Below are 4,985 nucleotides of genomic sequence, written 5' to 3'. Positions count from 1 at the left end.
TTAACTTAAATAAAAAAGTCTCCGACAAACCCGGTACGGTTCAAAGCTCATTTTAACATCTACAACTTTTTTCAAAAAATGTTAATTCAGGCTGTTTGTGGAGTTTTGCAAGTGCCTCTACTTTATAAAAATTTAGCTGAAGGGATAAAGGCTATGAAATTTTCTGAATACATCCAATACGACGGTTTAGGTTTAGCTCAGTTGATCAAGCAAAAGCAAGTTCATCCTTCTGAGTTATTGGAAATCGCATTAGAACGTACAGCTCTGGTTAACCCAAAGCTTAATGCAGTCATTATTCCAATGTATGAGCAAGCAAAACATCGTGCCCATCAACCTAAATCAGGTATGTTTGCTGGTGTTCCCTTTTTGGTCAAAGACTTATTTCAAGAATATCAAGGTATTCCAACCTCGTACGGAAGCCAAGCACTCAAAAATATAAACTATACGCCTGATTTTAATGCTGAAATTGTCAATCGTTGGGAAGAAACAGGTATTATTACATTCGGCCGTACCAATACGCCTGAGTTTGGGATCAAAGGCATTACTGAACCTGATGCTTGGGGTACTTGTCATAACCCTTGGAATTTAAAACATAATAGTGGTGGCTCTTCTGGCGGTTCAGCATCGGCTGTTGCTGGCGGTTTAGTTCCAATTGCAGGCGCTGGTGATGGTGGCGGTTCAATTCGTATTCCAGCTTCTTATTGTGGCTTATTCGGTTTGAAACCGAGCCGAGGACGTACGCCTTGGGGACCGCAATATAGTGAAGCGATGCATGGTGCTGCAATGCAACATGTCTTGAGTAAAACGGTTCGAGACAGTGCGGCGATGTTAGATGCAGTCCAAGGTCCAGAACAAACTTCGCTATTTAAAATTGAAGCACCAACCCAGAAATATTTAGATGTTATTCAACAAACACCTAAAAAATTAAAAATTGCATTTAATACTGCATCACCGATTGGCACTAAAGTATCTAAGGATGCGATTCAAGCCGTTCATCAAACAGCAAAGCTTTTGGAATCATTAGGACATATTGTGGTTGAGGATCACCCACAAATTGATGGAATGGCATTAGCAAAAGATTTCGTCACAACTTGGTTTAGCCAATTCTCTTATATGCAAGCGCAAATTAAGCAAATGTCAGGTGCAACAGATCATGATTTTGAACTTGATTCTGTTGCCTTGGCTGCTTTTGGGGCTAAAACCACTGCAACAGAATATATTCATACTTTGAATAATTGGGGACACTACAGTACTCAAATGAATCTTTTCTTTGAACAGTATGATTTATATTTAACACCAACCACTGCTTCGGTTGCCCCAAAAAATGGAGAAGTCGCAACCCCTGCTTGGCAAAAACCAATTTTAAAAGGTCTTTTAAAAGTTGGAAAAGCACATTATTTAGCTCAAGGAAAGCTAGTTGAGCAAATGGTGAGAGATAATTTAAGCTGGGTTCCATTTACGCAACTTGCCAATGTAACTGGTTTACCCGCAATGTCTATCCCACTCTATTGGAATAAAAATGGCTTACCTTTAGGAAGTCAATTCATTGCACCTTTTGGTCGCGAAGATCGTTTACTGCAACTTGCTGCTCAGCTTGAACAGACACAACCTTGGATGCCAGAATATCAAAAGATAAAAATCTAAATGATCATTAGGCTGTTGTTTCAACTTGATTCGGCAGCCAAATTACCAACATCAAGCCCAATAGCACGACGATACTCGCACAGAGAAATATCGTCGAGCCTGAAAAAATCTGCCAATAATGTCCCGCTAATAAACTACCTGATGCAACGCCTAATCCCCACATCGTGCTATAGAGTGCTTGACCACGTCCCTGCTGTTCTGCTGAAAAGTTTTGGAAAATAACTTTCATTGCAATCAAATGGAATAAGCCAAAACTAAATGCATGTAAACATTGTGCAAGAAGTTGCTCTAAAAAAAATTTCAAAACGCCCCAACTTTTGGGGCTTATTTTTATCTTTTTCAAAGGTGGTTTTTGTTTATCGAAGAGAAACGAGTAAGCGTGCATTCCTTCGTTGCTACTCAGAAATTTTGGTTTGTTTCTGAGAAACGCGGAAGCGTGCATTCCCTCCTGCTGTCGGAAAATGATAAATCTCCAAACCGCTAAAAATTTGCTTGTTAGCAACACCCCAATATCGAATTTCGCCCCATAGCGTAAAAACCGCCTAAAATCGCATTTAAGCGCCCTTTTCTCAAAAACAGGGAAATCTAGCTAAACAGAGCTAAAACCGCCAATAAACGCAAAATAGGAGCATTTAGACCATGAAATTAAGTGATACCGAAAAAAATAATCGTTTGTCAGAGGTGTTTTTAAAGAAATCAGATCGAGAATATTACGATTTAGAAATCACTGAAAATCATCAAAAACTTTATGATCAGTACGTTTCAGGTGATTTAAACAAGCAAGATTTTGAAGAATATTTAAAAAAAATTAGCTCATAACTAAATGGCTATGAGCTATTAAAAAAAATTAATTAGAAACTGATTTGGATATTAACTTTATCCACGTCAATACCTGCTGCATGAGCTATCATTTCTTTAGCTTCAGCAATAATTTCAGATAGTTCTTTTGTTTCGTCTACAGCTTCTTCAGCAATAATTTCAGATTCATGTGAAGCAGTTTCTGCATTTGGATTTGCATTAAAGGCAGACCACTCAAGCTTTTCAACATCAAGGTCAATGTTTTGTAATAGATCATTGGTATTCAAATAAGCTACTGGATATCTTTGACCTGCTGTTAATTTTTTCCAAGCCTTTTTAAAGTTTTCTGTGTCTGGCAACAGTGCATATTCACTAATTTGAATTAATTTTCTACCAGCATGTTTTTTAGTCGGAATACAGCCCGAAATTTTACCAACCATGAAGGCTTGACCATGACCTAAGCCATCTTTTACCGCCCATGTTTCTCTATGATTTCGAATTAAAATTACATATTCAGCACTTTTAATACGGTCTGTACGTACTATCCAATAGCCTGAACCGCCTTCTGATTCCATCCACTTCAAATCTTTACCTGTAAAGATACCGATAACTTTAGCCATAATATTTGCTCCTATACGTTAGTTTTAATAAATCTATACGATAGAATTTTAAATATATGATTTTCAACAACAAACCGAGCGAGTGTCTACGAGCGACTGAGCGTTATAAAAATTTCGCCCCTTTCTTTTCCCTGATTACAAGCTTCCTATTGCTCCATAACAAGATTTACAGAGCAAAGCGACGGCAGTTATTGGCTCCATGACGAGCGAAGCGAGCATAAAGCTTTATGAGCGTAGCGAATCCATTTTTGTTTTTAGCGTCCTAGCCAGTCTTTGAAAAAACTGCCCCCAGGAATCGAGCGCAGCGAGATTCAATAGAGTTTGAGCAAAGCGAAAACATAGGGCAGTTTTAAATGCCGTTTTTTATTTTTTTGGGCTTTTAATAATATAAAAAGCTTTTAAATGCTTTTAAGAGCCTTGAAAGTATTGATATACGTGCGTTTCAGAGGACATACCGACACAAATAGTTTGTCATACCGACACAAATAGTTTGTTCAAAAACACCAATACCGACACAAATAGTTTGCATTAAGACACATAAAAATATAGTGTGTCTTAATATACATAAAAATAATGGTGTCTTAATGAAAGGCGGGTTAGTTGTAAAAGATAATGCTCTTATGAATGCCAGTTACAACTTGGAGGTAACAGAACAAAGGTTAATTTTATTGGCAATTATCAGTGCTAGAGAAACAGGGAAAGGAATTACTGCTGACAGTAAGTTAGAAATTCATGCCAGTGATTATGCAAAACAGTTCAATGTCACAAAAGAAGGTGCTTACAAGGCTTTAAAAGAAGCTGTAAACAACCTATTTGATCGACAATTTTCATTCCAAGAAGAAACATCAAAAGGGATTGGTATTGTTCGCTCACGATGGGTTAGTCGTATTAAATACATTGATGATTCTGCTCTACTAGAAATCACCTTTGCCCCTGATGTAGTTCCACTAATTACACGACTTGAGAAACACTTTACAAGCTATCAGATTAATCAAGTTTCAGGACTTACAGGCAAGTATGCAATACGACTTTATGAACTATTGATAACATGGCGTGAGGTAGGTAAAACTCCAATTTTGAAACTAGCGGATTTCAGAAGTCAGTTAGGAGTTGAACCTAATGAATACAAAGCAATGAATCATTTCAAAAGTCGTGTTTTAGAACCATCATTACAGCAAATTAATGAAAAAACAGACATTAAAGTGAAGGTAGAACAACATAAAAATGGTCGTTCAATTAGTGGTTTTTCATTCCGATTCAAACAAAAACCACAGCCAAAAGTAGAACAAAAAATCGACCCTAAACGAGATCCAAACACACCCGATTTTTTTGTTGAAATGACCGATGCCCAACGGCATTTGTTCGCACATAAATTATCTGAAATGCCCGAAGTTGGTAGCGAATATGCAGAGATCGGAGAGTCAGCCGAAGACTTTACGAAACGCCTTGCCGATATGCTTTTAGAGCCTAAAAAATTCAGGATGTTTTACCCGCTACTGGAACAGCTCGGCTTTGGTTCTAAAAAAATCCAATCTGCACCAATCAAACAGGTCGATGAACCTAAGTTTATTGAATTGCGAAATATGCAGGTGAACAGCTTGTCGTTCAATATGTCCCGTGACAAGAAATTCGCTCATTTAAAACAGGAAAGCGAATCTCCAGATGATTTTATGCAACGGCTTCGCATCATGCTAAAAGACCCAAAACAGCAAATTCAATTTTATGACTACGTGAATGCCAAACAGTAAAAATTAATCCTCTGAAGAACTTGCAAAATTATTGTCCCAGCCGACACAGCTGTAGCTCCTCTTAAAAAAGAGGCTTTTTTTTAATCAAACCCGAGTTGCGCTATGATTTTAGGGATCAATCATCTTGTTTCTCCATATCTTAAACAAGCTGATGCGTTGACCTGTGTCAAATATT

The 4,985-nt window shown here is 37.6% G+C and carries 3 protein-coding genes and 2 pseudogenes; 3 read left to right on the top strand and 2 right to left on the bottom strand.

What is annotated here, in order from left to right:
• Nucleotides 1-153: 153 nt before the first annotated feature.
• A complete protein-coding gene (locus WA249_RS18715) occupies nt 154-1,644 on the top strand; it encodes an amidase (protein WP_336170917.1) in 1,491 nt (496 codons plus the stop codon).
• Between the two features lie 7 nt (nt 1,645-1,651).
• On the opposite strand, the pseudogene WA249_RS18710 reads toward WA249_RS18715, so the two are convergent.
• Nucleotides 1,652-1,939, bottom strand: a pseudogene (locus WA249_RS18710) (MFS transporter); the annotation flags it as partial.
• A gap of 344 nt (nt 1,940-2,283) precedes the next feature.
• Between WA249_RS18710 and WA249_RS18705 the strand changes: the two are divergent.
• Nucleotides 2,284-2,463, top strand: a complete 180-nt coding sequence (locus WA249_RS18705; RefSeq protein ID WP_159196778.1) for a hypothetical protein — start codon at nt 2,284-2,286, stop codon at nt 2,461-2,463.
• Between the two features lie 32 nt (nt 2,464-2,495).
• On the opposite strand, the gene WA249_RS18700 is transcribed toward WA249_RS18705, so the two are convergent.
• The gene (locus tag WA249_RS18700; protein WP_004854578.1) at nt 2,496-3,062 is read right to left on the bottom strand and encodes a hypothetical protein; all 567 of its coding nucleotides are present in this window, start codon (nt 3,060-3,062) and stop codon (nt 2,496-2,498) included.
• A 584-nt stretch (nt 3,063-3,646) separates the two neighbouring features.
• Here WA249_RS18700 and repM point away from each other — a divergent pair.
• A pseudogene (gene repM, locus WA249_RS18695) lies at nt 3,647-4,576 on the top strand (replication initiation protein RepM); the annotation flags it as partial.
• Nucleotides 4,577-4,985: the final 409 nt, after the last annotated feature.

This window comes from Acinetobacter sp. 161(2023), from assembly GCF_037027805.1.
Lineage (GTDB): Bacteria > Pseudomonadota > Gammaproteobacteria > Pseudomonadales > Moraxellaceae > Acinetobacter.
This window is presented reverse-complemented; position numbering and strand designations above follow the sequence as displayed.

What these genes read in the sequence shown, in the direction of transcription:
- WA249_RS18715 (WP_336170917.1), top strand. Translation starts at nt 154, where the DNA reads ATGAAATTTTCTGAATACATCCAATACGACGGTTTAGGTTTAGCTCAG.
- WA249_RS18705 (WP_159196778.1), top strand. Translation starts at nt 2,284, where the DNA reads ATGAAATTAAGTGATACCGAAAAAAATAATCGTTTGTCAGAGGTGTTT.
- WA249_RS18700 (WP_004854578.1), bottom strand. Translation starts at nt 3,062, where the DNA reads ATGGCTAAAGTTATCGGTATCTTTACAGGTAAAGATTTGAAGTGGATG.